Source organism: Enterococcus sp. AZ197, from assembly GCF_050556405.1.
In the GTDB taxonomy this organism is placed as follows: Bacteria; Bacillota; Bacilli; order Lactobacillales; family Enterococcaceae; genus Enterococcus; species Enterococcus faecalis.
Genome location: NZ_CP187873.1, coordinates 1,620,146 through 1,646,197, shown reverse-complemented (window position 1 = coordinate 1,646,197; position 26,052 = coordinate 1,620,146). Strand labels below are relative to the sequence as shown.

At 34.2% G+C, this 26,052-nt stretch carries 28 protein-coding genes; 23 read left to right on the top strand and 5 right to left on the bottom strand.

Annotation, left to right across the window (positions count from 1 at the left end):
• Window positions 1-19 precede the first annotated feature (19 nt).
• The 4 genes from IGK82_RS08040 to IGK82_RS08025 all read left to right on the top strand — a co-directional run bounded on the left by IGK82_RS08040 (window position 20) and on the right by IGK82_RS08025 (window position 3,827).
• Entirely contained in the window at window positions 20-973 is a 954-nt protein-coding gene (locus IGK82_RS08040; RefSeq protein ID WP_002360064.1) for a hypothetical protein, read from the top strand.
• 154 nt (window positions 974-1,127) lie between these two features.
• A complete protein-coding gene (gene murC, locus IGK82_RS08035) occupies window positions 1,128-2,465 on the top strand; it encodes a UDP-N-acetylmuramate--L-alanine ligase (protein WP_002357163.1) in 1,338 nt (445 codons plus the stop codon).
• Between the two features lie 197 nt (window positions 2,466-2,662).
• Window positions 2,663-3,148, top strand: coding sequence for a MaoC/PaaZ C-terminal domain-containing protein (locus IGK82_RS08030; RefSeq protein ID WP_002357164.1), 486 nt, complete (start codon window positions 2,663-2,665; stop codon window positions 3,146-3,148).
• Complete coding sequence (locus IGK82_RS08025) at window positions 3,141-3,827, top strand: Bax inhibitor-1/YccA family protein (protein ID WP_002357165.1); 687 nt, start codon at window positions 3,141-3,143, stop codon at window positions 3,825-3,827. Before IGK82_RS08030 ends, IGK82_RS08025 begins: the two co-directional genes overlap by 8 nt.
• Window positions 3,828-4,015: 188 nt before the next feature.
• Here the strand turns inward: IGK82_RS08025 and IGK82_RS08020 are convergent, their stop codons facing one another.
• The 3 genes from IGK82_RS08020 to IGK82_RS08010 all read right to left on the bottom strand — a co-directional run bounded on the left by IGK82_RS08020 (window position 4,016) and on the right by IGK82_RS08010 (window position 7,123).
• Entirely contained in the window at window positions 4,016-5,818 is a 1,803-nt protein-coding gene (locus tag IGK82_RS08020; RefSeq protein ID WP_016622360.1) for a glycerophosphoryl diester phosphodiesterase membrane domain-containing protein, read from the bottom strand.
• A gap of 100 nt (window positions 5,819-5,918) precedes the next feature.
• On the bottom strand, window positions 5,919-6,527 hold the full coding sequence (locus IGK82_RS08015; RefSeq protein WP_002383106.1) for a TVP38/TMEM64 family protein: 609 nt from the start codon (window positions 6,525-6,527) through the stop codon (window positions 5,919-5,921).
• A 221-nt stretch (window positions 6,528-6,748) separates the two neighbouring features.
• Complete coding sequence (locus IGK82_RS08010) at window positions 6,749-7,123, bottom strand: VOC family protein (protein ID WP_002381774.1); 375 nt, start codon at window positions 7,121-7,123, stop codon at window positions 6,749-6,751.
• Between the two features lie 197 nt (window positions 7,124-7,320).
• Between IGK82_RS08010 and IGK82_RS08005 the strand changes: the two genes are divergently transcribed.
• From IGK82_RS08005 to IGK82_RS07945, 13 genes are all read left to right on the top strand, one after another.
• The gene (locus tag IGK82_RS08005; RefSeq protein WP_002360069.1) at window positions 7,321-8,682 is read left to right on the top strand and encodes an Nramp family divalent metal transporter; all 1,362 of its coding nucleotides are present in this window, start codon (window positions 7,321-7,323) and stop codon (window positions 8,680-8,682) included.
• Window positions 8,683-8,789: 107 nt separating this feature from the next.
• Window positions 8,790-9,314, top strand: a complete 525-nt coding sequence (rimM, locus tag IGK82_RS08000) for a ribosome maturation factor RimM (protein WP_010709631.1) — start codon at window positions 8,790-8,792, stop codon at window positions 9,312-9,314.
• On the top strand, window positions 9,304-10,044 hold the full coding sequence (trmD, locus tag IGK82_RS07995; protein ID WP_002381776.1) for a tRNA (guanosine(37)-N1)-methyltransferase TrmD: 741 nt from the start codon (window positions 9,304-9,306) through the stop codon (window positions 10,042-10,044). The genes rimM and trmD overlap by 11 nt, the downstream gene beginning before the upstream one ends.
• 143 nt (window positions 10,045-10,187) lie before the next feature.
• Window positions 10,188-10,535: a 50S ribosomal protein L19 gene (rplS, locus tag IGK82_RS07990; RefSeq protein ID WP_002357176.1), complete on the top strand. Its 348-nt coding sequence runs from the start codon at window positions 10,188-10,190 to the stop codon at window positions 10,533-10,535.
• An 837-nt stretch (window positions 10,536-11,372) separates the two neighbouring features.
• The gene (locus tag IGK82_RS07985; protein ID WP_016622362.1) at window positions 11,373-11,540 is read left to right on the top strand and encodes a hypothetical protein; all 168 of its coding nucleotides are present in this window, start codon (window positions 11,373-11,375) and stop codon (window positions 11,538-11,540) included.
• Window positions 11,541-11,646: 106 nt separating this feature from the next.
• On the top strand, window positions 11,647-12,339 hold the full coding sequence (locus tag IGK82_RS07980) for a hypothetical protein (RefSeq protein ID WP_002391270.1): 693 nt from the start codon (window positions 11,647-11,649) through the stop codon (window positions 12,337-12,339).
• Window positions 12,340-12,990: 651 nt separating this feature from the next.
• Window positions 12,991-13,629 carry a C47 family peptidase gene (locus IGK82_RS07975; RefSeq protein ID WP_002371966.1) on the top strand — a complete coding sequence of 213 codons (639 nt, stop codon included), beginning with the start codon at window positions 12,991-12,993 and terminating at the stop codon, window positions 13,627-13,629.
• Between the two features lie 75 nt (window positions 13,630-13,704).
• Window positions 13,705-15,144: a C47 family peptidase gene (locus tag IGK82_RS07970; protein ID WP_430605170.1), complete on the top strand. Its 1,440-nt coding sequence runs from the start codon at window positions 13,705-13,707 to the stop codon at window positions 15,142-15,144.
• Between the two features lie 287 nt (window positions 15,145-15,431).
• Window positions 15,432-15,614 carry a hypothetical protein gene (locus tag IGK82_RS07965; RefSeq protein WP_002371963.1) on the top strand — a complete coding sequence of 61 codons (183 nt, stop codon included), beginning with the start codon at window positions 15,432-15,434 and terminating at the stop codon, window positions 15,612-15,614.
• A gap of 356 nt (window positions 15,615-15,970) precedes the next feature.
• The gene (locus IGK82_RS07960; RefSeq protein WP_002371962.1) at window positions 15,971-16,168 is read left to right on the top strand and encodes a hypothetical protein; all 198 of its coding nucleotides are present in this window, start codon (window positions 15,971-15,973) and stop codon (window positions 16,166-16,168) included.
• Window positions 16,169-16,418: 250 nt separating this feature from the next.
• Entirely contained in the window at window positions 16,419-17,450 is a 1,032-nt protein-coding gene (locus IGK82_RS07955; protein ID WP_002391269.1) for a M23 family metallopeptidase, read from the top strand.
• A gap of 171 nt (window positions 17,451-17,621) precedes the next feature.
• Window positions 17,622-18,152 carry a C39 family peptidase gene (locus tag IGK82_RS07950; RefSeq protein ID WP_002371960.1) on the top strand — a complete coding sequence of 177 codons (531 nt, stop codon included), beginning with the start codon at window positions 17,622-17,624 and terminating at the stop codon, window positions 18,150-18,152.
• 523 nt (window positions 18,153-18,675) lie between these two features.
• Window positions 18,676-18,882: a hypothetical protein gene (locus tag IGK82_RS07945; RefSeq protein ID WP_002371958.1), complete on the top strand. Its 207-nt coding sequence runs from the start codon at window positions 18,676-18,678 to the stop codon at window positions 18,880-18,882.
• 419 nt (window positions 18,883-19,301) lie between these two features.
• Here IGK82_RS07945 and IGK82_RS07940 read toward each other — a convergent pair whose 3' ends face one another.
• A complete protein-coding gene (locus IGK82_RS07940) occupies window positions 19,302-20,243 on the bottom strand; it encodes an MBL fold hydrolase (RefSeq protein ID WP_430605079.1) in 942 nt (313 codons plus the stop codon).
• A 482-nt stretch (window positions 20,244-20,725) separates the two neighbouring features.
• Between IGK82_RS07940 and rpmF the strand changes: the two genes are divergently transcribed.
• Genes rpmF through IGK82_RS07925 form a run of 3 tightly spaced genes read left to right on the top strand, consistent with a single transcriptional unit; the run spans window position 20,726 to window position 21,760 of the window.
• Window positions 20,726-20,899, top strand: coding sequence for a 50S ribosomal protein L32 (gene rpmF, locus IGK82_RS07935; protein WP_002371955.1), 174 nt, complete (start codon window positions 20,726-20,728; stop codon window positions 20,897-20,899).
• Window positions 20,900-20,920: 21 nt separating this feature from the next.
• Complete coding sequence (locus tag IGK82_RS07930) at window positions 20,921-21,298, top strand: hypothetical protein (RefSeq protein WP_002394546.1); 378 nt, start codon at window positions 20,921-20,923, stop codon at window positions 21,296-21,298.
• 57 nt (window positions 21,299-21,355) lie between these two features.
• Window positions 21,356-21,760, top strand: a complete 405-nt coding sequence (locus tag IGK82_RS07925) for a NusG domain II-containing protein (protein ID WP_002398403.1) — start codon at window positions 21,356-21,358, stop codon at window positions 21,758-21,760.
• 402 nt (window positions 21,761-22,162) lie between these two features.
• On the opposite strand, the gene IGK82_RS07920 is transcribed toward IGK82_RS07925, so the two are convergent.
• Window positions 22,163-23,068, bottom strand: a complete 906-nt coding sequence (locus IGK82_RS07920; RefSeq protein ID WP_002381777.1) for a polysaccharide deacetylase family protein — start codon at window positions 23,066-23,068, stop codon at window positions 22,163-22,165.
• A gap of 223 nt (window positions 23,069-23,291) precedes the next feature.
• On the opposite strand from IGK82_RS07920, the gene yqeK reads away from it, so the two are divergent.
• The 3 genes from yqeK to IGK82_RS07905 all read left to right on the top strand — a co-directional run bounded on the left by yqeK (window position 23,292) and on the right by IGK82_RS07905 (window position 26,050).
• Window positions 23,292-23,870: a bis(5'-nucleosyl)-tetraphosphatase (symmetrical) YqeK gene (yqeK, locus tag IGK82_RS07915; protein WP_010709515.1), complete on the top strand. Its 579-nt coding sequence runs from the start codon at window positions 23,292-23,294 to the stop codon at window positions 23,868-23,870.
• A 90-nt stretch (window positions 23,871-23,960) separates the two neighbouring features.
• On the top strand, window positions 23,961-24,962 hold the full coding sequence (locus tag IGK82_RS07910) for a DUF4767 domain-containing protein (RefSeq protein ID WP_010709514.1): 1,002 nt from the start codon (window positions 23,961-23,963) through the stop codon (window positions 24,960-24,962).
• A 335-nt stretch (window positions 24,963-25,297) separates the two neighbouring features.
• Complete coding sequence (locus IGK82_RS07905; RefSeq protein ID WP_002369238.1) at window positions 25,298-26,050, top strand: DeoR/GlpR family DNA-binding transcription regulator; 753 nt, start codon at window positions 25,298-25,300, stop codon at window positions 26,048-26,050.
• Window positions 26,051-26,052: the final 2 nt, after the last annotated feature.

Here is a 26,052-nt window from a genome sequence, read left to right as displayed (position 1 = left end):
AGAAAGAAAAATAAAAGGAATGACCGCAATGGATAATGCTCAAGTGAAGAGAAAACATTTCCGTTTTCCAGCATATGATGATGAACAGGGCGTAAAATTACCAACAGATAATGAACGTAACTTATTTCAAGATGATCTGATTGGTAAAGCAATGTCTGGTAGCAGAAGAACTGCAACATCTGCCGAAGATACTAGACAAAGCACACCATCCGTCCAACAACCAACAACGAATCAATCAACTACAAATAAACAAACACAACAATTAACGGCAGCACAACAAGAGCAATTAGCACGTCATCGTTCTAATTTGCCAGACTATACAAAACATGCTAGTAAAGCAACGAAAAATAAACAAGCAACGAAAAAAAATAATAGCCTTTTTGGGACGCCAAAAGGAAATGGCTGGACACAAACGTATAAAAAAAAAGAAGTCGTAGCGAAACCAAGTAGACCTGCCGCATCACCATTAGTGCAGAAAACGACACCTTCTTATTTTGTTCCTAAATATATCCCGGCTTCTGTGATTCCTGAGGAACAGGAACCTAGTTTTACTGAAGAAGAGTTGCTAAAAGCAATGAAAAAAGATCGGCGTTCATATGTCATTCTTGATGATGAACCAACGGCTTTTCAAGTGAAAGATACGGAAGAAGATCCAACGGTGCGGAAGTTTAATATTCCAACTTCAGAACCTGAGATTCCTTTAACTAGACGACAATATCAACAAATCAAACCAGACTTAGAACGTTTTGGCGAAGATGCGTTGGATTTACGTTCGCGTTCCCGTTTGAATGCCGCAAAGAAAAATGCTAAAAGTCAAACTGCTTATGGGAAAAAATTAGCTAAAGCAAATGCTCAAGTGGAGCCGGAAGCACCTGTGACAGAAGAGAAGAAAAAGGGCATCTTGGATAAACCATTAAGTGGGATGCTAGAAGATTCAAGTTCTGTATTAGAAAACAGTAAATATTTTAGTTAAGAGATGAAACTTGCATGTGGATTTGAAACATGTAAGTTTTTTATTCTGTTTTAATAGTTGATTATTTTTTTGTTTTATACGATAATGAATCTCGTATGATTGAAAATTTTTTAAAAAAGGTATGTTTTATATAGTGACAGAGAAGAGGATTATAATGGGAAATCAAGAGAACAAATTATACCATTTTGTCGGAATTAAAGGTTCTGGCATGAGCTCATTAGCGTTGGTCTTACACCAAAAAGGCTACAACGTTCAAGGATCAGATGTAGAAGAGTATTTCTTTACACAACGGGATCTTGAAAAATCAGGTGTCCCTATTTTACCATTTAATGCAGATAATATTGATAAAGACATGATTGTTATTGCTGGAAATGCTTTTCCAGATACCCATGAGGAAATCGCCCGCGCCATCGAATTAGGCGCAGAAGTAATTCGTTACCACGATTTCATTGCTCGTTTTATCGAACCGTACACAAGCATTGCTGTAACAGGGTCACATGGGAAAACAAGTACGACTGGTTTGCTAGCACATGTATTAAGTGGTATCAATCCAACTAGTTATTTAATAGGTGATGGCACTGGCCACGGCGAACCAGATGCTGATTTCTTTGCATTTGAAGCGTGTGAGTATCGCCGTCATTTCTTGGCCTATTCACCAGATTATGCGATTATGACGAATATCGATTTTGATCATCCAGATTACTACAAGAGCATTGAGGACGTTTTTTCAGCGTTCCAAACAATGGCTCATCAAGTCAAAAAAGGAATTTTTGCTTATGGTGATGATAAGTATCTTCGTCAGTTAGAATCAGAAGTGCCAGTTTATTATTATGGTGTCAGCGAAGAGGATGATATCCAAGCACGAAATATTCAACGAACAACGGAAGGCTCATCTTTTGATGTTTATCACAAGGATGATTTTGTAGGTCATTTTGTCTTACCAGCATTTGGCCATCACAATATCATGAATGCGCTAGGTGTGATTGCTGTGGCTTATTTTGAAAAACTTGATATGCAAAAAGTCGCAGAAGAAATGCTAAGTTTTAAAGGTGTAAAACGTCGTTTTAGCGAGAAAAAAGTCAGTGACATGATTATTGTTGATGATTATGCGCACCATCCAGCTGAAATTAAAGCAACGATTGATGGCGCTCGTCAAAAATATCCTGACAAAGAAATTATTGCTGTCTTCCAGCCACATACATTTACACGAACAATTGCCTTAATGGATGAATTTGCTGAAGCACTGGATTTAGCAGATGAAGTATTCTTATGTAATATTTTTGGCTCTGCGCGTGAAACACAAGGCGAGGTACGCATTGAAGATTTAGGCGAAAAAATTCAAAAAGGTGGACAAGTAATTACCGAAGATAATGTGTCGCCTTTACTAGATTTTGAAAATGCAGTGGTGGTCTTTATGGGTGCTGGCGACGTTCAGAAATTTGAACAAGCCTACGAAACATTACTAAGTAACACAACTAGAAACGTTTTATAAGAGAACATAAACAAAATCGGGACAGGGGTATCTGGCTTCAAAAAATAAGAAGCTGCTCCTGTTCCGTTGTTTGTTTTTAAAATCTAGCATGGCAGATAAGTTGGTTTTGTTTAAACATCCTTTAAAGACTACTTTTTAGCTTGCCTTTTAAGTACATTTTGGTACAATTATCTTATCAATAACGGAGGTGTACTAATTTGAATATCGGAAAACCGAGAAAATTAGGCAAAACCATCGAAGATATCGAAGAGGGAGATTCGTTGTCCTTGACAGAGTCAATTGAAGACAAGGACTTATTACTTTACTTGGGCTTGACCAATGATGCGAATCCTTTATATATCCAACATGATTATGCCCAAAAAACAGAATATGAAAAACCAATCGTACCATCAATTATGCTGATGGGAATTATCACTAGTGCGATTTCAAAACATTTACCAGGACCAGGTTCACATGTTGTGAATTTCTCTGTGAACTTTGTGGAACCCGTTTTTCATTACGAAACATTGACTTTCCAATTAGAAGTAATCAAAGTCGACAAAATGAAAGATGTGATTACCATTTCAGTTGAGGCTGTTAATGAGCAAGAAAATCGCGTGTTAGATGCAGTGGTGATGGTTCAACCACCCCAAGTGACGATTGATGAACTAACAGAGAAAGAAGGGACTTTAACTTATGAATAATCAAGAGTATATCCAAACTGGCACAGGTTTGAATAAATTTTATGCCAAAATTTACGGATTTTTAGCGTTAGGAATTGGTATTAGCGCAATTATGGCTTATGCAATGACAACTGTCTTTTTACCTGTTCTAGCTACTTTATTCCAATCAAGCTTAGCTTTTTGGATGATTTGGCTTGTTGAAATTGGCTTAGTTTTATATCTAGGCGCAAAAGCACAGAAGAATCCAACCATTGCGATTGCAGGATTTGTTGCGTATGCATTATTAAATGGTGTCACTTTATCCGTGACGTTATTAATGTATACTGGTGGAACAGTGGCCGGCGCATTTTTAAGTGCAGCAGCTACCTTTGGCGCGATGTCATTAGTAGGTGTCTTTACGAAGAAAGACCTATCAGCAGTTGGTCATGCCGCTTATAGTGCCTTAATCGGAATTATCATTGCGATGTTGCTAAATATGTTCCTTTTACACAGTAATGCTGTAGAATTCTTTATTTCCATTTTAATGGTCCTAATTTTCTCAGGGATTACTGCTTATGATAACCAACGTATACGCCAAGTCTATGCGCAAACAGGTGATCAAGCAGGTACTGGGATGGCCGTTTTCTTCGCATTACAATTATACCTTGACTTCATCAACTTATTCTTAGCTTTCTTAAGAATTTTTGGTAAAAACAACTAACATGAACGTAAAAGAGGTCGGGACAGAAGCGTTTAACTCCGAGAAATAAGAAGGAATTTCCGAAAATTGTTCTTTAATTTTTGGATAATTCCGGCTTATTTCCGAAGGAGTTGCTTCTGTTCCCGCCGTTTATCAGTTTTTGAGCGTGGAGCAAAAATCCAAAGTGATTTTTGTCCCACGCTCTTTTTTTAACCCATTCCAATAGCGAAATTCAACAGTTTATCGGAGTATGTTGGATTTTCTAAATCGGTTTTCATTGTTTCGTTCAGTAGACTGAGTTGATCGGTAATGATGCCATCGACGCCATAAAAAATCATTCGCGTCATAACATCTTCATCATTTGCTGTCCAAGCATAAACCTTTTTCCCATCATGATGAGCGGCATTTACAAAGTTACGATTCATTGTACTGTATTCCATAGTAAAAAAGTCAACTGGCATTTTAGGCGGTCCCACAATGTTGAAAGGAATAACGTAGCCTACATAAAAGCGTGGTTCTTCTTTCTTTAAGGCCATCGCCGTATCATAGGTTAAGGTATGAAGGATATGGCCGTTTTCTAAAATATTTTCACGGTATTGTTTGACAAAGCGCTGTACTAAATCAGGGCTATCTTGAGGCGTGGTTTTGATTTCAATTAATAAACGTTGTTTTAATTGATTGGCTTTGGCTAAATAATCATCGAAAGAAACCATTTTAGCAGTTTGACCATTTTCTGTGACATTCATGTTCGTTAATTCTTTAAGTGTTAATTGATTTGGTCGTTTATTAACACCCGTTAACGCCCGTAAATTAAAATCGTGCATGACAATAAATTGATGGTCTTTGGTTTCTTGAATATCCATTTCAACATAATCAGGTTTTGCCTTATTGGTCTCGATTAAAGAGTCCAAGGTGTTTTGAACGCCATTGTTACCATTAACACCACGATGGGAGATGGTAACCGGTTTTCGGTCAGGTGTATGACTTAGGTAATTCGTATTATAGGTGCCTACACCAATTCCGAAGAAGATTGCAATCAAACAAAAAAGAACGACTCTGAAGGTGGTCCATTCTACCCGAACCTCTGATTTCGGGATGAACCATTCTGGCGTGTCAGGCAAAATCCCTTCATCTTCCATATCATCAACAATAATGTAAAAAATAGCAACACTAGACAACACCAAGTTTAAGAGCATCATAACCTGAAGGAGTGTCATAGCGATGACAGCGCTAGGTAAAGACCACTCAGGTTTAAACGTTTCGACTGCGGTTTGACCTAAAAATATCAAAAAATAGCCAGCCGTAAAAATCCCTAAAACAGTTCCTCCAATGATAATAAATTGCCCTAAAATCTGGAAAAAGCGCCGCTTTGTAATTTGCCAACTACGTTTTAAAGACTCACGAAAGCCAACATCACGTAAAATCAACTCTGGAAGGGCAAAAGCAAGTCGAATCGCTAAATATAAGATAATCAGTTCTAACAATACGAAACCAATAATAATAATGACGCGATTTGCAAAAATAAAATCTAAGATAAAGGCTGGAATCTTAACTCTTGTTAATAAATAAGAGCGGAAGGTTAACCCACTTAATGGTAAAATCAAAAAGAAATATGCCAGGAAAAACAGAAAGGTAATTCCTCGAACTTTTTTGATCTGAAGCAAGGTGCCGTGCAATAATTGCGTTAGAGTAATTGGTTGCTTTTTCTTAATAAAATAGACACTAAGCAATAAAAAGGTAAATTCAAAAAAGAGCGCCAGTAAAATTAACAGCCCAATTAGTAGAAAAGTCAAAAGTACATAGGGATGTTGCGTAGCAATTGCCCCTAAGTTATCGTAGGAAATATAATCAATCCCACCTTCTTTGAGTACCAATTTGGACAAACTTGTCAATAAAGGCAATAGAACGAATAACATAAATCCGTGCATCAAGAGCACATCGCGAAAATACGCCGTTGTCCCTTTAAGAAAATCTAGCGTATTCACAATACTATTTTTAAAATAACTAAACATCAAAAGTCCCCCAGTTTCTACCAAAATTCCATAATAAAAGGACTAAATCAAACTGACACAGGCAGAGTTTTGATTTAGTCCGTTCGCTTTTTTATTTATTTTACATTCCCAGTAAGCTAGTTAAAAATGTACCGCCATAAATTAACGCAAGACTATATAAATAGATAGAAGCAGGTTTTGCTAATAAAATAATCAGAGTAAATTTTTTCACAGACATTTTTGTTAAACCGGCCATTAAACAAAGCGCATCATCCGGTGCAATCGGGAAGAAAATTGCTAAAGCAAACAATCGTTCAAAACGTTTTTCATTGTCTAACCAACCGATATACTTGTTATATGTTTTATCACTGACAAGGCTCATAATGAATGGTTTCCCATAATTACGACCTAATAAGAAAATGATAATAGAGCCAAGTGCAATACCAACGTAATTATAGACGAAGCCCATTGTTGGCCCGAAAATCAAGACCCCTGCAGCACAGCTAACACCACCAGGAATAATCGGAATAACCACTTGAATAATCTGAATTAACATGAAAATAATCGGACCGAGAATGACAGATTGCCCTACTAGTCCTCTTAGTGCATTGATGTCCTTGAAGACACCTAATCGGATAAAATAGATGGTTGCAATTATGGTTGCAACAATGCCCAAAATGGAAATAATATTAACAATTTTTCTAGATAGGGTAACACTCACATTTCTCATCTCCTTTAGTTATACTCATCGTACTTTTAGTATATAACTTTTTATCAATAAAAAACATCGTTTGTTCTTTCTGCAAACGAACAAAGTTGTAAGATACACATCATTTGATAAGTTTATTATACAAAAAAAGAGACAGAAAAGACATCCTACTTAAGACCCATTCTGCACTGATCTTTCGAAAGAGAGTTAAAGAAACGAAAGTGGAGCATCTTTTAGTAATATTATAGAGGGGCAAAGAGTGAAATTAAATTTGCATCCACGTCTTTAATGATTGCGTATCGTTGGCCCCAAGGTGCATTCCAAGGTTCTTTAAAAACAATGTAACCAGCTTGGCTCATTTTTTTCACGGTGTTATCAACTTCTGCGGCCGTTTCACAAAGAAAAGCAAGTTCGATTTTATCGCCTTGCTGGCTAGGCGCAAACCCATAGACACCAGTAATCATTTGTAGTGAATTTAAAGAAATCCTGACGCCATTGTTTTGTAATTCTGTGTAATCAGGCGAAGCTTCTCCCAGCACGTTAAAACCTAGCGTTTGGTAAAAAGAGAGTGCTTGTGTCATATCGTTGACGATAATACCGACCATATCTAACTTCATCCTCATAACCTCCGATCTATGATAAAATAAGTGTAAGGGATTTTTTGGTAAAAACCAAACGATTTATAGCGAAAGTGCTTAAAAAAATTAGAATGTAACAGTTTACAACAAAGAATAAGAAGACTATAATTATGTTAACTAGTTTTAGGTGTACCTAAAAGTGAAATGTGTGAACAAGATAGATTGAGGGATGTTGGATGAAAGAAAAGAAAACGGAAAAAATGCTTAATTATGCAAATGGACCTAGTTTAGAAGAGATAAATAATACCGTTGAGGTACCTAAAAATGCTAGCTTTTGGCGAACTTTGTTAGCCTATAGCGGACCTGGCGCTTTAGTGGCTGTTGGTTATATGGATCCAGGAAATTGGATTACGTCAATTGCTGGCGGAGCGGAATATAAGTACACGTTACTTAGTGTGATTTTACTTTCTAGTTTAGTTGCCATGTTACTACAAAGTATGGCTGCGCGCTTAGGAATCGTGACAGGAATGGATTTAGCTCAAGCGACTAGAGAGCATACAAGTAAACGAACGGGCGTTGCCTTGTGGGTGGTGACGGAGTTAGCCATAATGGCAACAGATATCGCTGAAGTAATTGGTGGTGCCGTTGCTTTGCAATTATTATTTGGTTTTCCATTATTAATTGGTGTGTTGATAACAACGTTTGATGTTTTATTACTTTTGCTACTGACAAAGTTAGGCTTTCGCAAAATCGAAGCAATTGTTTCTTGTTTAATTGCAGTCATCTTTTTTGTTTTTGCTTATGAAGTGGCATTAGCAGATCCAAATGTTGGTGAAGTATTACGAGGTTTTATTCCAGACACAAAAATAGCGACAGATAAATCCATGTTATTTTTAGCCTTGGGAATCGTTGGAGCGACAGTCATGCCTCATAACTTATATTTGCATTCTTCCATTGCTCAAGCACGGAAATTTGATCGTAACGATGATGCTGAGAAAGCCAAAGCAATTCGTTTCACTACTTGGGATTCAAATATTCAATTAACTGTCGCTTTTGTCGTAAATTGTTTGTTGTTAATTTTAGGAGGAGCATTATTTTATGGAACCAACAGTGAATTAGGTAAATTTGTTGATTTATTTGATGCTCTGAAAAATCCAGATATTGTTGGTAATATTGCTAGCCCAGTGTTAAGTATTCTTTTTGCAATTGCTTTACTGGCTTCGGGTCAAAATTCAACGATTACAGGTACGCTGTCAGGACAAATTGTAATGGAAGGCTTTATCCATTTAAAAATGCCGTTGTGGGCACGACGAGTGTTAACTCGTTTGTTAGCAATTGTGCCAGTCATTATCTGTGTCATTATTTATGGCGGTAGCGAAACGGCTGTTGAAGACTTGTTGCTTTATACGCAAGTTTTCCTAAGTATTGCTTTGCCAGTGTCGATTATTCCTTTAACGATGTATACAAGTGATAAAAAATTAATGGGCCAATTTGCGAATCCAGCGTGGGTGAAATTTTTAGCTTGGATTATTGCTATTGCCTTGACGTTATTGAATTTATTTTTAATTTATGGCACATTAACTGGTTTAACGAATTAATAAAAACAAAGGCTGACTGGAAAAGTTGGCCTTTGTTTTTTCATAGAATTTGCGCGTAAGAAATGGTAGAATAGGAAAGATGAAATACAAGGAAGAGAGGCTTTCACGTGACAGATTATTTAAATGTAGGAAAAATTGTGAACACACAAGGAATCAAAGGAGAAGTTCGGGTCATTTCGAAAACGGATTTTCCAGAAGAACGTTATCAAAAAGGGGCTATGTTACTGCTATTTCAAGAGAAAAAAGCACCAATTGAATTGGTCGTGAAGTCCCACCGCAAGCATAAGAATTTTGACATTTTAAGCTTTGAAGGACATCCAAATATCAATGATGTTGAAAAATATCGTGACGGTATTTTAAAAGTTGCAAAAGACAATCTCGCTGAATTGGCAGAGGACGAATTTTATTATCACCAAATCATTGGTGCTACTGTTTACGATGAAACCAGCAGTGAACTGGGAAAAATTAAAGAAATTTTATCTCCTGGTGCGAATGATGTGTGGGTCGTCCAACGACCAAAGAAAAAAGATTTACTTTTACCGTATATTGAAGGCGTTGTTACAAAAGTCGACGTCGAAAATCAACGGATTGATGTGGACATTCCAGAAGGATTGATTGACGATGAGAATTGATGTATTAACTCTTTTTCCTAGAATGTTTGAAGGACCAATGGGGGAATCAATTATTGGGAAAGCTCGGGAAAAGCAGTTATTAGAATTGAATGTCTCTAATTTTCGCGATTTTTCAGATAACAAACACCAAACGGTCGATGATTATCCGTATGGCGGTGGCGCGGGGATGCTTTTAAAAGTACAACCGATCTATGATAACCTAAAGGCAATTGAAGAAGAGACAAACCAGCAACCAAAACGGGTCATCTTATTAGATCCAGCAGGAAAACCGTTTAATCAGAAAATGGCCGAGGAATTTTCACAAGAAGAACATTTAGTTTTTATTTGTGGACATTATGAAGGCTATGATGAGCGAATTCGCACGATGGTCACAGATGAAGTTTCATTGGGGGATTACGTTTTAACAGGGGGCGAATTAGGCGCAATGGTCATGATTGATGCGACAGTCCGTTTATTACCTGATGTCTTAGGTAACAATCTTTCTGCACAAACGGATTCACATTCCACTGGCCTATTGGAGCATCCACAATATACCAGACCTGCTATTTTCAACGATATGGAAGTCCCTGCCGTGCTAACGAATGGTAACCATAAATTAATTGCAGAATGGCAACTAAAAGAATCATTACGACGGACCTTTTTACGTCGACCTGACATGTTGGAATCAGTAGAAATGACGCCTGAAATGTTGAAGTTATTAGAGGAAATTAAACAAGAAGAGCAAAAATAAGGGAACTTTCAAGAAAATTCTCTTTACAGCTTATTTTGTCTGTGGTAAACTAATTTGGTGAGTGCAATGCGCTCTAACTATTACAATATTCCGCTGTGGCAGAAGTGACCATAAGAATATTTGGGAATAAGGAGAAGGATAAAATGAATCCATTAATTCAAGAATTAACACAAGAACAATTACGTACGGATATTCCTGCGTTCCGCCCTGGTGACACTGTTCGCGTTCATGCGAAAGTAGTCGAAGGTACTCGTGAACGTATCCAGTTATTCGAAGGTGTTGTAATTAAACGCCGTGGTGCTGGAATCAGCGAAACTTACACAGTACGTAAAGTTTCAAATGGTGTTGGTGTGGAACGTACATTCCCATTACACACACCACGTGTTGCTCAAATTGAAGTGGTTCGCTACGGTAAAGTACGTCGTGCAAAACTTTACTACTTACGCGCATTACACGGAAAAGCAGCTCGTATCAAAGAAATCCGTCGTTAATCTTTACTATTCGACAAACGAACACCCTCTTGCTCAGCAAGAGGGTGTTTTTTTGTGTAATTAAGTAGAAAATCAACATTGACTTTTTTTGAAGTCGCATAAGTGTGAAAAGTCCTTGTCTAACAAGGACTTTTTGCTTTTCTCAAGATCAAAATTTTGGACAATGATTCAAAAATTTCCTCAAATTGTCCTAGCTTTTCTCAATTTGATGATTAAGGTGGTCAAAAGAGTGTCAAATAGCAGAGAAAAATTGACGGCAGAAGTCATCCGAAAAATATCAAAATGTTGACCGAATTTTGCAGTTTTGAGCCAAGGCTTGCAAAAAAGAGCGGGCTTTTGAGAAAATACCAAAACAATTACCTTTTACGAAAAAGGGATTGTGTCACACTGTTCCAAATAGTTATTTAGAGGTACATTATGAAAAAGTAGATAGAAGGGGCATTCTGGAAAATATGAACGAGCTTTAATTACTTCTTAAAATTAGTCAATTTATCGAAGAAAATAGCATAAAAACATGTAGTCAATATCAAGAAAAATTAAACGAGTTTCCCAAAGAAGTTCCCAGTGTCTGGTTTATTATTCAAAGATATGGCTCTTGGAATAACTTATTAAGAAAAATTGATAGGAAAGAAAATCAACATTATCAATGGAATCACCATTCAGATGAAGAGCTTATTGACATCGCACGTTCATTTATCGAGAAAGAACAAATACGTTCACAAACTGCTTCATTAAAAGCGAAAGATTTAGTTTTGAAAAAGAATGGTTCCGTTTCACGTTTTTTTTGTTCGAATTCTTGACATAGAATCGAAAAAAATCAATTAAAGAAACTGTACCATGAAAGTAAAAAAGAAAGAATCAAAAAAAGCGAAAATGGAACTTGCGTTAGAAGAAGTCTTGTGTGGCTTTCCGAGAAAAACAGCTATTGATTCAATTATAAAGAATAAGATGATTCAAGAAGATACAAGTGAATGCAAAAAAAAAGGAAAGTTCCCAGATTATTAACGATATAGGGAGAAATATAGTGTATTTAAGGAATTTGAGTGACGGTAAATAGTTGATGAATATATACTTTTTTAGTAGAAGAAAACTACTAATAGGAGGTATAATATTGAAAAAGAGAATATGTATTACTACTGGGGTTGCAATGTTATTAGGATTATCACCGATATTAACAACAGGGGCTACAGTATACGCAAATGAAGAGAGTAACTATGTACAAGTAAATTCTACAACAAAAGAGTTAGAGCAACGGATGGAGGCGCTAGCCAATCAATACAAAGGAGTTTCTCTATTTGAAACCGAATTCAATAAAGAAAATATGACTCCTGTTCAATTAGAATTATATAACAAAGTTTTAGATCTACAATATGATATTGCTTTACAAAATGGAAGTACAAATGGGATGTCTAGAGAGCAATATAAACAATATCTATCAAACGCTATGCAAGGTTTTATAATACAACCTAGAAATGCTGGACATGGTTTGATTTCTGTTGACGTCTTAGGAACAGTTTTAGATACTGCGCTTAATGTTGTATTAATTATCGGAGGTTTTGGGTCAGTGTCTGCAATGGTTAAAGCATTGGGTCAAGAAGGTGCAAAGAAATTTGTAAAGAAAGAAATGATTCCAGTAATTATTAAAGAAAGCGAGAAGCTAGGAATAAAAGGCGCGAAAAACTATTTACAAGATAAAGCAGTTGGATTAATTATTAGTGCGATTCTAAGTCCTGGAAAGCAGGCTGCAAAATTATTAGATTCTATTGACAAAATACCCAATAATGGCTACATTGAATTAACTTAATAGAGTTTACGAAAGGATTGAAAAAGATGTACCTTGTAATAGGGTTAATCCTAATAATCTTTATAGTCTCAGTTTTTATCGCTACTATAGGGATTTTGAATGAAAAAATAAAGAATAAATTCTACTTATTTGTTAAATTTTCGTTTAATATTTCTATTGCTTGTATTTTTTTAGGTGGTATATCTTTTCTTTATGCTTACTTTGTTTTTGACGAGTTTAAAAATTTTAAAATTATCTTGATATCCATATTTTTATTTGCAATCTCTTACAAAGGTTATATGGATAAAAAAAATATTTTCCATGAAGATGTATGATACTAGACTTAATTAGTAAGAAGGAGACATATTGATGGTTCAACTAATTTCTATTATTCTTGCGTTTTTGATTATATACACTTTATTTAAAACAAGAGAAACAAGTAGTTCTTCAAGAAAATTAAGAATGTTAGTGTACACTTTTTTTGGGATAATTTTTCTATTAGGTTTAGTAAGTGTCGTACTAGGAACCTATGGGCTGCTGAATTCTTATAACATTAGTGGAAATTGGCGTATAAATATGTCCTCTATTTTAGTTGTGTTGGCTGGATTTTTACTAGTTGTACTTTCTTATGTTGGTATTTCAAAATTTAAAATGAATTGTTAGGTGAATTAAATGAAGAAAGTTATCTCTACCATTTTACTAGTAATCCTTTTTGTGGGATCAGGTTATGTGGTAAACGCTGCTCCTGAAATGAAGAGTTTGGCTAATTTCGAAACGAATGATCAACATTATGATTTACAAGGAATAGAGCATTCTTTTGCTAAAGTGTTGAACTTTAAAACAAATAGAAAAGATATTACAGCAAAAACGATACTAAAATTTGTATATCCAAAAAAGACAGACAAAGAATTTAATAATGCTTCTGTGTCTATTAAAGATTGCATTCGCTATGCCACTTCTATTGGGGTAAATATGGAATGGCTTGATGCAACGAAGAATGAACTTAATTTCAACCAAGTGAAGAGTGAGCTTGATAAAGATCATCCAGTATTACTATGTTATAAACCAAACAAAACCGATTGGATGGAACCTTATTTATTAGCTGTAGCGCATGGATACGTATACGTTGCTCCAGATGGTGAAAATATTAAAGAACCATTTATGAGTACAAGTATCTGGATGTCGAACTATATCTATCCTTCTAGCCTGACTACGTTGACGAATAAAAATAAGTTAACTGTTACGGATTTTTCAGTGAATAATACACCGCAAAAAGATTATACCTTTATAGGTATGATTATTCTTAAGTAAGAGAGGTTGAAAGGACCGTGAAAAAATACATTTTAGGGATAGGCTTGTTTTTAACAAGCCTTTTGTTTGGAATTAATGCTTCAGCAATGGATGGTGATAATACTCCACTGTTCATTCAAACAAAAGGAAGTACCTTCAGAATTGAGGATGTATGCACAGCAAGATTGGCAATTTTATTTTGAGAACTTGTCTGTAGTGGAAAATACAGAACCTTTAAGTACAGATGATTTTTATTTGGGGCAGCCATTTACTTTAACTAATGAAACAGATACTCAAACAGCCTATTTTCCTATTATCGATAAAGAATCTGGGCTTATTCATGATTTATTAGAAGTTTCTTTAATGAACAATACGCCATCGCTAACGATTTCTAGTCAGTTTGTTGAGCTGTTAAATAGACTAACACCTACAGCAGAAGGTACCAGCTTTTCTTTGAACCTTGATAGCGAGAGCCACCAACTTCTGTCTGCAGAAGAACCAACTCGTGAACAAGCAGTTGATATTAAGCAATCGGTAGACAACTTTAATAGAAAGAAACGTTCTGTACCTGATGATACGGTTCCAGAGTATAATCGAAATATTATCCCTAATTGGATGATTACAGAAACGCAAGGATTAGAACCATGGTGTGCATTTTATACGTTATCTACAATGATTAATTCGATTGAAGGGAAAGCCATAACCAATGCAAAAACGCTCATCAAAAAAGCTTTTCGTACTGCCTCAGAAGCAGAATTAGTAGATGGGAAGTATATTACAAGTAAACCTTTTGCACATACCGTTCAAACTATGCAAAAGGAATATGGTTATACTTTGGATATAAAAAATAGTCGATTGACACCAGCGGAAGTTCAAACACAAATTGATAAAAAGGCTCCAGTGTATGTTCATTTAGACAACGTTACTCAGAATTATAATCCTGCAAAATCACATGGAGTTACTGTCATCGGTTATATTATAGCCAAAAATAATACGTTAGATTCTTATTACTACTTTTGGAATCCTTGGTGGCAAAAAGTGATGTTAACTAATCAAAAAGATATGAGTAACTGGAAATTAAATGATAATGTTTATTCATGGAAGTATTCTGGTATTAATTTTAGAAAAGAACCAATAAATTATGCAATGAAAGGTAAAATTGCTACTTTATTATCAAGAGCTACTTACTATCAAACTGGAGAAAAAATTCCTACTGATTTAAGAAATAAAGAGTACATTATCAAGGATGTAAAAAGCATTTCACAATCGAGTTCTAAGGTAGCTTATTATTTAGAGGGGATAAATAAGTGGGTATTAGAGCAGGATGTAAAAGAGTTTCCTACGCCACTGCTTAATAAAAAAGTAACTTTATTATCAAAAGCTAGTCAATATCAAACTGGAGAAGCAATTCCAACTAATGTAAGAAATAAACAATATACCGCTCTAAAAGTGAAACCTTTTAGACGCTCTAATTCAAAATTAGCCTATTTTCTTTCAGGAATTAACAAATGGGTATTAGAACAAGACATTCGGTAGTCATGCATGTCAGAAGTAATTCTCAATTTCAAAAGAGTGTGTTTTTAGATAATAAAAATCAGTAAGAAAAATTTTAGTAATGGTTCTCCCCTAAGTAACTGTCTCTATTATATATTTAATTCAGTTTAATGTTTAAAAGGAACTGGCGAAGAACAAAAGAAAACACAATTCTAAGAAGTTTGCGTTCTTTTAAGATGGGATAAACGTTAAATAGGGATTTTGATAGCAAACTATCTTTAATATCGCTATAATTGTAACCAACAAAAAAAGAAAGTAGGGACTTAAACATGGAAATTACTTTTTCTAAAAAATCAAAGTTCTTCTGTTTGGCAATGACGTTACTTATGGCATTGAGTATATTTGCTAGTGCTGGTGCAAGTGTTTATGCTGCTACGAATGAAAATTTAGAGAGACAGCCATTGAATACTGTTGAACAAGAAAAATTCTCTAGAGAATTTGAAAACGATTGAAATTCCATTTTTGATAATGCAGTAACCTATGATGATTTAGGTAACGTCGAATCTTTAAATTTCAATGTTTTATATGCTAAATATGGTCATGCGGCTGAGTTAACTAAACTTGAAAATCAAGTAAAAGAAGATATTCAACAAACGCGATTTAAACGTGCAGATGCCAAGCAATGTGCTATCACAGCCATCCAAGATACTTTAGGAGTTTCTGCTATACAAGGTCTACTTAGTGGTGGTATTGTAGGTCTTCTACAAAGAAAAGCAGCCGCAGAAGTAGCTAAGTTGGTAGCAAAGTATGCTTTTAAAGGTCTTTTGCCTGCGGCAGCAGCAGCGTCACTAATTTGGAGTTTTGGAAGGTGTATGTGGTTTTAATGAAAAATAAAGATGTGGTTTTAGTGTTATATTCGTTCTTTGTAATATTACTAAGCTCTTGTATTTGGTTTTTAATTAAAGGAGAAGCCTTTCAAAAAGTACTATTAAATTCTTTTGCGATTTCTGTTGTAGGAACCATTATTTTTGTAATAGGACTTTATGTTAGTAAAATAAAAAAATAAATCACAATTAAGGTTCTGGTTGTTATTAATCTATCTCATGAAGCATTAGATGAATTAGTTCTAGAAGTACCTGTTGTACTAGTTAAAAATACTGTTAAATCAAATTTTTTGTTTAAAAGAATCATTAAGTTGGTGCCTAACTATAAAATCAGATCAATTGACTAAAATCCAATAACATTGGGGGATACTCTGTAAATCGTGTGTCGCAGTACGTTAGTCTTGTAATAAATATTAATTAGGAGGGGTTTCTATGAAAAATATTTTACTTTCTATTCTAGGGGTATTATCTATCGTTGTTTCTTTGGCGTTTTCTTCTTATTCTGTCAACGCAGCTTCTAATGAGTGGTCGTGGCCACTGGGCAAACCATATGCGGGAAGATATGAAGAAGGACAACAATTCGGGAACACTGCATTTAACCGAGGAGGTACTTATTTCCATGATGGGTTTGACTTTGGTTCTGCTATTTATGGAAATGGCAGTGTGTATGCTGTGCATGATGGTAAAATTTTATATGCTGGTTGGGATCCTGTAGGTGGAGGCTCATTAGGTGCATTTATTGTACTACAAGCGGGAAACACAAATGTGATTTATCAAGAATTTAGCCGAAATGTTGGAGATATTAAAGTTAGCACTGGACAAACTGTTAAAAAAGGACAGCTGATAGGAAAGTTTACTTCTAGTCATTTACATTTAGGAATGACAAAAAAAGAATGGCGTTCTGCTCATTCTTCTTGGAATAAAGATGATGGCACTTGGTTTAACCCAATTCCTATACTTCAAGGAGGATCTACGCCTACGCCTCCAAATCCAGGACCAAAAAATTTCACAACAAATGTTCGTTACGGATTGCGGGTCCTCGGAGGTTCATGGTTACCAGAAGTAACCAACTTTAACAATACCAATGATGGTTTCGCAGGTTACCCTAATCGTCAACATGATATGCTTTATATAAAGGTAGATAAAGGGCAAATGAAATATCGTGTTCACACGGCTCAAAGCGGATGGTTGCCTTGGGTAAGTAAAGGGGATAAGAGCGATACAGTAAATGGAGCGGCAGGTATGCCTGGACAAGCAATTGATGGTGTTCAGCTAAACTATATAACTCCTAAGGGAGAAAAATTATCACAGGCTTACTATCGTTCACAAACTACGAAACGATCAGGCTGGTTAAAAGTAAGTGCAGATAATGGTTCTATTCCTGGACTAGACAGTTATGCAGGAATCTTTGGAGAACCGTTGGATCGCTTGCAAATAGGTATTTCACAGTCAAATCCATTTTAAATTTAGAAAATGACAGTAGGATTATGCATTTAATAAATTTTAAAGAGGTGAACGAGTATAAATAGAAATACAGTTACTATACTAAAAAAATCGTTTATTCTACCTTTACTTGGCTTATTCTTTATAGTTGGTACCAATGCTTTTGCTTCTGAAGATTACAACTTACTTGGAGTGAAAAATTATGATCAGTATGCCTTAGGAGCGCCTAGTGGGTGTGAGGGGGCTTCACTATTACAAGGCTTACAGTATAAAGGAAAAATTCCTGATTGGGACTTAATCAAATTTTTAAAAACAATTCCTATCTCTCCTAATGGAAATCCTTATGATGGATTTGTAGGTAGTCCTTTTGTTGAAAACTCATGGACTTACTCTGCTATCTATCCTGTGCCTTTAGTAAAATGGGGAAAAGTATATGGAGATGTACAAGATATGTCAGGTCATTCTTTAGATGAATTACTAGAGGAAGTGAAAAATAATAATCCAATTGTTGCTTGGGTGACGATAAAATTTCAACCGGCACGATGGGGAATATGGGATTTTGGTAAAGCGGTAAATAATAATCATGCAGTGACATTAGATGGCTACGATTTAAAAAATGGAACGGTTCACGTATCTGATCCGATTTCCGGTAAATATTGGATCAATAAAAATACCTTTGAAAGTATATATAATGAGAGGAATTTTGCAGTTGTAATTCGTTAAGTCCTATTTTTCAGTACTATATGGGAATAAATGAAAGCACCTTTAAAATTAAAGTCATACGAGAGTGTACAGAAAAGTTTTCCTTTCTGTACACTCTGTTGTTGTATTTTCTTATATGAGTATATTTAGTGTTTATAAAACATAACAAAAAAACAAAGGAGGAAAGTAAAACAAAAAAATCTCTCCAGTTTTTAATATAGTGAAATTAGTTTAATGGTTAAAACAATTGAAGGCAAGTTATTAATACTTATAGGCTCTGCTTTAAACTATTATATTAGATGTCATTAAAACAATTAAGAGATTTAAAAAGACAAAAACAAAAGAACAAACAGCAAAAATATTTTTTTATTTTTAGGTATTATTTCTAAATTTATATAAAGCTTAGTCTCTATAAACAGTTACCTTAGATTAGTTTTTTAGTTCAATGCATTTTTATATTCATTTGTAGATAAAAGTTAGATTTCTATATAAATGTACTTTGTAAAATATATTTTCAAGCAAGAGAAATTGAGGAGGAACCAAAATGGATTATGTAATACTTATTGGCAGTATTATTGCAGCGATTGGCTTGATTCTTTTAATGATGACAACAAGATTTGTTTGGGGGTGGAATTGGGGTTATCCTTACCGTACCACGAATAAACCTTTAGCAATTATTGGCTGGCTATTAATAATTATCGGAGTAGTGATAGTTCTTGTTAAAGCTAAATTGAATGGACAATTAGTATAAGTATGAAAAAGAACAAAAAAGGCTAAACTTATACAATACTTCGGTTACAAATATTATAATAGTACGTACAAAATCGTCACCACCTATGTACTAACTCCTGCAGAAGTTGTAACAAAAAGATGCACTTGGAAATGAGGTAGAGGGTAGTTATTTGTATAAGTATTCTGCCGACTTTGTAAAGTAAAATGGAGAACATCAGAAAATAAATTGGGAAGTTTCAGGTAAAGTTCCACAACCATTTGAAGCTAAGTCTTACATAAAAGCAGAGATAAGTAATAAAAGAGTGAATTATACTGTTTAAGTTTCTCAAACTAACGTGCCAAATAAAGTAGATACTAAACAAGTAAAATATACTAAGAATAGAGGACAAATTCATCCGTCGATGAACTTGCCCTCTATTCTTAGTGACTTTAAAAGTGTTATTCCCAATCCATTTCACCGGTTACAACTTTAGCACTCATTTCAAGGTTTCCTTCTGGTAATTTTGGATAATAGTTTTTCATTTTAGTGATAATTTCACTGCTTACTTTGCTCTCTTTCTCAGCTGTAATAAATTTTTCAATATACTCTTTCGTAAATTTAATATTTTGGGGCATAAATTGGTTTCCAGCTTCAAAATGACCAGGAATAACTGTTCTTAGTGATAAGGATTCTAATTCACTTAAATCATTTATCCATTGTAATTGACTGTCAATAGATTTAGTGTCAGCCATAAATAAGTGGCTACCAGTAGAAACTAAAATACCGCCTACCAATAGTTGATCGTTTTTATTATAAAGTGTTTGTTTTTTTATATCATTAGCAAAGATTTCAAACTCTACGTCTTCTAAATTAATTGATTCCTTTATTTCATTTGGAATAATAATTTTGTCTGGTGCGTTCTCCTTTAATGTATCTGCCCATACGGATAATTTTGATTTATAAGTGTCTTTAATCCGTGAAATCGTAGAAGCTGTGGCTACTACATTTGCTTTAGGAAAAGATTTTTTTATTTGATTTGTTCCAAAGTAATAATCAGGATCACTATATGAAATATAAATTGTTTCAATATCAATATTGTTTGACTTTACAAGTTGGACAATTTTATCTGCGTCCTTTTTTGAAAATTGCGTATCTACTAAAAGTCCCTTACCGTTTTTTTCGATAATTGTTGCAGTAGAGCCAAACACGGGATCAGGATTCATTATTAAATAAGTAGCATCGATACCTTGTATTTTTTTGTACATTATATTTTCCTCCTCATTAGAAGTCTTAGTGCTTATGCTACTGTTATTATCTTTTCTCATATTATAATTTGAGCAAGAAGATAATAACAAAGAAGTAAGTCCAATAGAGAATAAAAGCAATCCTATTTTTTTCATAAAAAACCTCTTTCTTTTTCCTGATATTAATGTAACTGATTAAGTTACATTTGGATTATATTTAATTTTACTGTTTTGGTCAAGCAAAAAAGGCATGAAATAAAAATTGTTATTAGTGAAGTACACACATCAGCATATATTGAATTTTTTGTTGTACAAATTTATTTAGTTAACAATTATCAAGAAAGCAAATGCTTACAGATTGAATCCATTAGCATTTGGTAAATATAAGTAAGTACTCAAGTTGGGAAGGTGATTTATTTATATATAAGAATATGTAAATAAAGATATTGACAAATTAAAAAAAGGTTGATAAGATATCGTTGTTAAAACGTAATCATTACGATTTGTATTTTTTATCTGTAATGCACAATTGCGTGTTACGGTTTATTAGTGTATCAATAGTATGTTTTAAATATTCAAATCTGATTACAAATTAGGAAAGTATTTTAGAAACGTTTATAATTTAGGAGGTAATAAATATGGCTGTACCAGCGAGAAGAACATCGAAATCAAAAAAAAGATTGCGTCGAACACATGGAAAATTAATAAAACCTGAAATTTCGTTTGATGAGAATCTTGGTGATTATCGTAAAAGTCATCATGTATCTTTAAAAGGCTATTATGGTGGAAAAAAAGTGATGGATAAAAAATAGGAGGTAATAGTATTGAAGAAAATGAATATTATTTATCCGCCACTTGTGGAACAGAGCTTTAAATTTTATCAAGATTATGAACAAGAAAGATATGATAAGTCTGAATTATACAGAATAATGGTTATGAAGAATATTATTAATGAAAATGGCACTCCAACAGAAGAGGCTCTTAAAAAAGGATTAGTTAAAGACTTTTATGAAGAATATGATTTATCTTTTGAAGAATTTTTAAAATTGTACCCATTTTTTAAAAATTATGACCCTGATTATTTCCGGAAAATAGATGGTTTTTGGGAAGTTCCTGTTTGTTTAAAAGAAGAATTAATATTATTACTGAATGACAAAGATTGTGACTATGATGTACGGATTCAAATTCAACAATTTCTTGAAGAAAGGTGAGTAAAGACAAGATGTTCAGAAACAAATGGAAAAACAGTTCACTAATTCTTAATAAAAATGTATAGAAAGGGTCTGATGAAAAAAGGAGACATAATAGTTATTATCTTTTTAATAGCTATCTCTTTTTCTCCATATTTTATTTTTTTTCATAATAAGCCATTTAACTCCAAAAGTTTTGACGACACTAAATATGCTGTGGTCAAGATAGATGGGAAAGAGATTAAGCGTATAAATTTAGATGATTCAAAAGAATTTATCAAAACATATTATCCATCAAAAGGGCAATATAATACTATAGAAGTTAAAAATGGGCACGTTCGTGTAAAAAAAGATAATAGTCCAGATCAAATTGCGGTGAAAACAGGATGGATATCAGAACCAGGGCAAACTAGTATCTGTATTCCTCACAGATTCATTTTAGAAATTGTTCAACAATATTCTAAGGATTATTATATTTACTAAAATCCTTTTTTAGCATGTATGCTAAAAAAGGATTTGTTGGATTTATTTTAAAAAAGTAATTAAAGAAGAAAATCAAGTGAGTAAAATTATTATTCAGAATTTATAAAGCGTATAGTGAAGAAGTTGTTATAGATATGAAACAGAAAATAACTCCTAATTTTCCTACTTACGTCCTTTGATAACTAAATAAAAATTTATCAGGCCTTTCCGTGAGGAGTATGTTTTAGTTACGCCAAGACAAAAAAATAACTTTGAATGAATATATTTCTAAAACAACTTAACTATCAACTAACGCCAAGATTCGTAAACGCATTAATGATGCTTCCATAAGGCTCGCCATTATAAGCAGAAAATCAACATTGACTAAGACCAGAAATACTTCCTTTAGTGCTCCAAGTTGCTCTAATATAAGACACCAAATTGATAACCATTTGCTTGATAAAACTCTATTAATTGTGGCAATGCTTGTTTTGTTAATTCCTTATCTACTGAATCATGCATTAAGACTACTCTAATATTATAATCCGGATAAACCTCAAGTGAATGTTGATGGAAAGCGAGCATTTCTGCGACTGTAGTAGGCTGTCTGTCTAACGGCTCCGCATCCCCAACCATCGCATTCCAGTCAATCCAATGGATGCCAAGTTGTTTGAATAATTCATCAGATTTTTCTGTACCTCCCCATGACATATGACCTCCTGGGTATCGCCAGAGAGTTGTTTGAAATGTTTCGCCCAGTATTTTTTTTAGAGAGTTCTCCATGTCCGCTATTTCCGCTTGTATTTCTTCAGTGTTGACAATCCCGTTTGGATATAACGTTGCATAATCATGAGTTGAACTATGAAAGCCTATTGAATGCCCTTCTGCGACTTCGCGTTTCACTATGTTTTGATTTTCGGAAGTTAGGGTATTTCCTACAAGAAAAAAAGTTGCGTGGACGTTATACTTTTTTAATGTATCTAGGACTTGTGGGGTTATTTGATTATTAACGCCATCATCAAAGGTTAAGAATACTAATTTTTCACCTTTGTAAGGTTCTTCTCCAGTTATATATTTTCTGATTTTGTCTGCTGAATAAGCATATTTTTTTGATGAAATAGTCATGTATGTTGATTCCTTTTCTAACTTGGTCGGGGAATCTTTTTTTGCAGTTGAATTTTTAGTCGATGTCTGCGTAGTATCATCATTTTTACTTGTTATCTTGGGTTGAGTTAATAGGAACGTTTGAATGAAAACAAGAACAATGAGGATTAACCCACTAAATAATACATACCCGTTTATTTTGAATTTTCTTTTTTTATGTCGCATACTTTCACTCCTCTTTGGTTAATGAAAAAGTTAAAAAATACACCTCCACGTTATACAAAATTGAACGTCCTATTAGTTATAGACGAATTTGAGGACCAAAAAGTTTCATTTTTTTCAATTTAGTTAGTTGTTTATTTAATAAAAAATAAAAGGTTGCTAGAGGATGAAAGGAGTATAATTTATTTATCTAGAAGAGTAATCGGAATGAGAAAGGGCTGTGGAAATGGATTATCAACAGGTGTTGAAAAATGAAATTAAACAATATTTAGTGAGTAAAAACTGTGAGAAGACGTATTATCATTGTATGGAAGTTGGAGAGTATGCCTATCAACTCGGTGAAAAATATTTAACTAGTCCAGAAAAAGTAAGTATTGCAGGATATTTACATGATATCTCTGCGGTTTATCCAAATAATCAGAGAATTAGTGTCGCACAAAAATATGGGATTGAATTAAACGAAACAGAAATGGCCTTTCCAATGATAATTCATCAAAAAATTTCTAAGTCTATTGCGAAAATGGATTTTGGTATTGAAGACAATGAAATTTTATCAGCTATTGAATGCCATACAACATTGAAGAAAAACTATTCGGACATAGATTTAGTTTTGTTTGTCGCTGATAAAATAAAGTGGGATCAAGAAGGTAAACCACCATACTTAGATGGTTTATTACAAGCTTTAAATTGTTCTTTAGAAAATGCCGCATATTTCTATATCGATTATATTTTGAAACACGATATTAAAGTTGTGCATCCTTGGTTATGGGATGCTTACAATCAACTTAATTTGACAATTAAATAACAAATAAATATAGCCGTTTTTAGTCGAGTTTTGCTGGTGAGAAAAGGGGAAAAGTAGTACAGTATTCTTGTCAGAAAGAAGAGATTCCCAATGAAAAAAATAATCTTGATAGGTCTTTTATTGAGTATTTTATCAGGATGTTCTTCCAACAAAAGTGGTGATAGCACTGCAAGCAAATCAAGCAAGCCGACAGCAACATCAGAAATGAAAGCACCTGCTACCGTTAACAGTAGCCAAGCGAGTCAAATGAGCACGGAGTCAAAATCTAGTACAACTCAAAGTAATTCTTCTGCTTCTACTAAAACTGGAAATCAGTTGTGGTCTGTGCAAAAAAAAGCACAGTTGCAACAATTTATGGCTGATTGGGGGCAACGGATGAACCAAACGTATAAAGAATATACACCAGGAAATTCAATCAATTTTAATGGCGTCCAAGCGCCTGATGGTCTAGTAGGAAATGTTACTATGCAACCAGCGATTGGTCAGCATCCCATTTATTTAGAATGGTCTGAAAATGGACAAGTGAAGGATGGATATGCGTTAGTTGCTGTTTACTCTGATGCAGAAACGCAACCAGAAATGCAAAAGCATTTGTATTTATTCACCATCGTTAACAATCAGCCCTTAGTTTTAGTGACGATGCAAAATCAAGGAGATCCTTATGGCTATCTGTATTTTGGAGCAACAGATAATGCAGAGTTGAGGGCTGGCTTTGAAAAAATTGTAGGTGCCCCGTCAATTACTAAAGAACAAATCCCAAATATTTCAGTCAATCCGTGGTCTTCAAAAGAGGAAGCGATTGATTTTTACGAAGGAATGTATAAAAACACGGCAAACGAAATTTCAACTCAAATTGACTGGCATAACTATCAGCGGGCAAATTGGCGCGAGGTAGAAACAAAAGGCGACACTATGACATTACATTTTGCCAACGTGGGCGGTGCTGGGGGCTCATATACACAATTCACGAAAGTTGGTACGAATACTGTTGTTGTATCATTTGATGGTAATGCCGCTTATCCCGATAACCCAAGTAGCGTTTTACTCGTGCAAAACAATGATTATAAAGTTTTAAGGACTTTGAATCAGTAATAGGGGAAATACATCGTTTACTTAAACATAGGCAAAGGCGGGTTGCTTACCTTTTTATAAGCAGCCTGCCTTTGCCTATGTGCTATTTTTTTGGATAGAGGTGCTCAGAGTAGGGGATGTTTTTCTGGGAAGTTTTTATGCTAGATCTCTATTTGACTAGGCTCAAATAGATCTGAATCAATCGTTGAAGTGATATCTGTTTATATAAAGATAGGCTAAATCGTCAATTTTTTACAAATCGTCGTTCATGTTAAAATAAATGGAGAAATGTTTTAGTATTCATAGTAAGTATTTTATCGTAGAATAAAAGATATACTAACAATGGAGCGATGAAAATGCTAAAAGAAGAAAGATTAAATGCGATAGTCTCTCTAGTAGATCAAAAAGGGGCAATCAAAGTTACTGAAATTATGGAACGATTAAATGTTTCGGATATGACTGTTCGTAGAGATTTGACAGAATTAGAAGCAGCGGGGCGTTTAAAACGAGTACATGGAGGAGCTAGCAGTTTAAATACATATCGTCCACATGAATTGTCTCATGCTGATAAACAAATTATTAATAGTGTTGAAAAAAAAGAAATTGTCCAAAAAGCATTAAGTTTAATTCACGAAGAAGAAACTATCTTTCTAGGACCAGGAACAACTATTGAACTTTTGGCCGAGGCAATGGAATTTAAACATTTAAGAGTAGTAACAAACTGTTTGCCTGTGTTTGAAACGTTAAGTAAAAAAAAGAATGCGTTGACCATTTATTTGGTTGGTGGAGAAATGCGACTTTTAACTAAATCTTTTTTTGGAGAAATCGCTAATAAAGCATTAGAAGAAATGCATTTCCATAAAGCATTTTTTAGTTGCAATGCGTTAAAAGATAATAAAATTATGACAGCCACTATTGAAGAAGGACAAACACAAGCAATTGCATTAGATAACTCAATAGAAAAATATTTGTTAATGGATACTTCTAAAGTAGAGAAACAGGATTTTTATTCTTTTTATCAATTAGAAGAAGTGACAGCGGTAGTTACAAATAAAGATAAATTTGACACATCTAAAGTATTGGAAAAAGTTGTCAGGGTGATCTACTAAAA